The 2177-nt window shown below is 74.3% G+C and carries 1 protein-coding gene; it reads right to left on the bottom strand.

Translation table 11 applies throughout. The features are described from left to right. On the bottom strand, nt 1-2177 hold a 2177-nt coding region (locus ABT025_RS39355), incomplete at both ends, for a non-ribosomal peptide synthetase (RefSeq protein WP_351003631.1).

Here is a 2177-nt window from a genome sequence, read left to right as displayed (position 1 = left end):
GTGCGCCCCGCGACCGGACTCCCGATCGCGATGTCCGTACCCGCACCCAGCCGCGTGTACAGCGCCGCCAACGCCGCCTGCAGCACCATGAACAGACTCGTACCGGTGCTCCGCGCCAACTTCACCAGCGCGGCGTGCAGTTCGGGGCCGAGTTCCAGGACGACATGGTCCCCGTGCCGGCCTGCGACAGCCGGGCGGGGCCGGCCGGCGGGCAGAGGGAGCAGCTCCGGCAGGTCGGACAGCTGCCGCTTCCAGTAGTCGAGCTGCTCGGCGAACCGGCTCTGCGGGTCGGTGGTGTCGCCGAGCAGCTCGCGCTGCCACAGCGTGTAGTCGGAGTACTGCACGGGCAGGGCCGGCCGGCTGTCCGTCCGGCCCTCGCAACGGGCCGCGTACGCCCCGGCCAGGTCGCGGGCCAGTGGCCCGGTGGACCAGCCGTCAGCGGCGATGTGGTGCATGACCAGCAGCAGTACGTGTTCGTCCGGAGCGAGAGCGAACAGCTCGGCCCGCAGCGGCGGCTCCGTCGCGAGCGTGAAGGGCCGGCGGGCGGATTCGGCGAGCCGCTCTTGCAGTTCGTCCTGTGTCACCTCGGTCGGCCGGGCCCGGAGGCTGACCGCGGCCGGGTCCAGTACGCGCTGGCAGGGTACGCCGGCAACCTCCGGGAACACCGTCCGAAGGCTCTCGTGCCGGGCCACCACGTCGGCCAGTGCTTGATCCAGTGCGGCGCGGTCGAGTGTTCCGGCCAGCCGGAGTGCCAGCGGGATGTGGTACGTCGCGGCGGCGCCGTCCATGCGGTGCAGGAACCAGAGCCGGCGCTGGGCGAAGGAAAGCGGCACCGTCTCGGGCCGTTCGTACGGGGTCAGCGCCGGGCGGGCACGGCCGGCCTCGACCAGCGCCTCGGCCAGGCCCGCCACGGTGGGCGCCTGGAAGAGCGCACGCAGCCCGAGTTCGACGCCGAGCACCGAGCGCACCCTGGCGGCCAGCCGGGTGGCGAGCAGGGAATGCCCGCCCAACTCGAAGAAGTCGTCGTCGACCGAGACCCGCGGCACGCCGAGCACCTCCGCGAACAACTCGGCGAGGATCTGCTCCTGCGGCGTGCGCGGCACCCGCCCGCTCCCCGCCGGGGCGGCTGCCGGCACGGGCAGCGCCGCCCGGTCCAGCTTCCCGTTGGGCGTCAGCGGCAGCGCGTCCAGCACCATGAAGACGGCCGGCACCAGGTAGTCCGGCAGCCGCTCGCGGAGGTACGCCGCCAGCTCCGCAGGTCGGGCGGCCAGGGCGGGGCGGGCCACCACGTAGCCGACGAGCCGGTCGTCCTGGGCCGCGACGGCGGCCTGGGCGACGGCGGGGTGCTCGGCAAGGACGGCCTCGACCTCGCCGGGTTCGACGCGGAACCCGCGCACCTTCACCTGCTGGTCGGCCCGGCCGACGTACTCCAGCTCGCCGTCGGCACGCCGGCGCACCAGGTCGCCGGTGCGGTACATCCGCGCGCCCGCCGGCCCGAACGGGCAGGCCGTGAACCGTCCCGCGGTCAGGCCCGGCCGGTCCAGGTAGCCGCGTGCCAGACCCGGGCCTGCGACGTACAACTCCCCGGGCACGCCCGGCGGTGCGATGCGCAGCCGCTCGTCCAGTACGTACGTCCGGAAGCCCGCGACCGCTCGGCCGATGGGCGGTACGCCGGAGCCTGGGGACAGTGGGTCGCTCATGGTCGCGCACACGGTGGTCTCGGTCGGGCCGTACGCGTTGATCATCCGCCGTCCGGGCGCCCAGCGCTGCACCAGCTCCGGCGGGCACGCCTCACCCGCCACCACCAGGGTGGTCGCCGTGAGTTCGGCGCCGTCCAGCGCAGCCAGGGCGGAGGGCGGCAACGTCACATGGGTGACGGAGAACCGGCGGTCCGTCAGCGCCTCCAGCGGGGCCTCGGCGGGGGCCAGTACGAGCGCGGCACCGGTGAGCAGCGCGCTGCACAGGTCCCAGAAGGACGCGTCGAAGCTGGGCGAGGCGAACTGGAGCACCCGGCTGTCCTGCGCCACCCCGAGCCGGTCGACCTGCGCCGCCACCAGACCCGACACACCGGCGTGGCTCACGACGACGCCCTTGGGGCGGCCGGTGGAGCCCGAGGTGTAGATCACGTAGGCGGGGTGCCGGATGTCGTGTGTGATGTCCGGGTCGGTGTCCGGCCG

Origin of the sequence: Streptomyces sp. NPDC002809, from assembly GCF_040295435.1 — a bacterium.
Classification (GTDB): Bacteria; Actinomycetota; Actinomycetes; order Streptomycetales; family Streptomycetaceae; genus Streptomyces.
The sequence above is the reverse complement of the archived record's forward strand: the minus strand, read 5'-3'. Positions and strand labels throughout refer to the sequence as shown.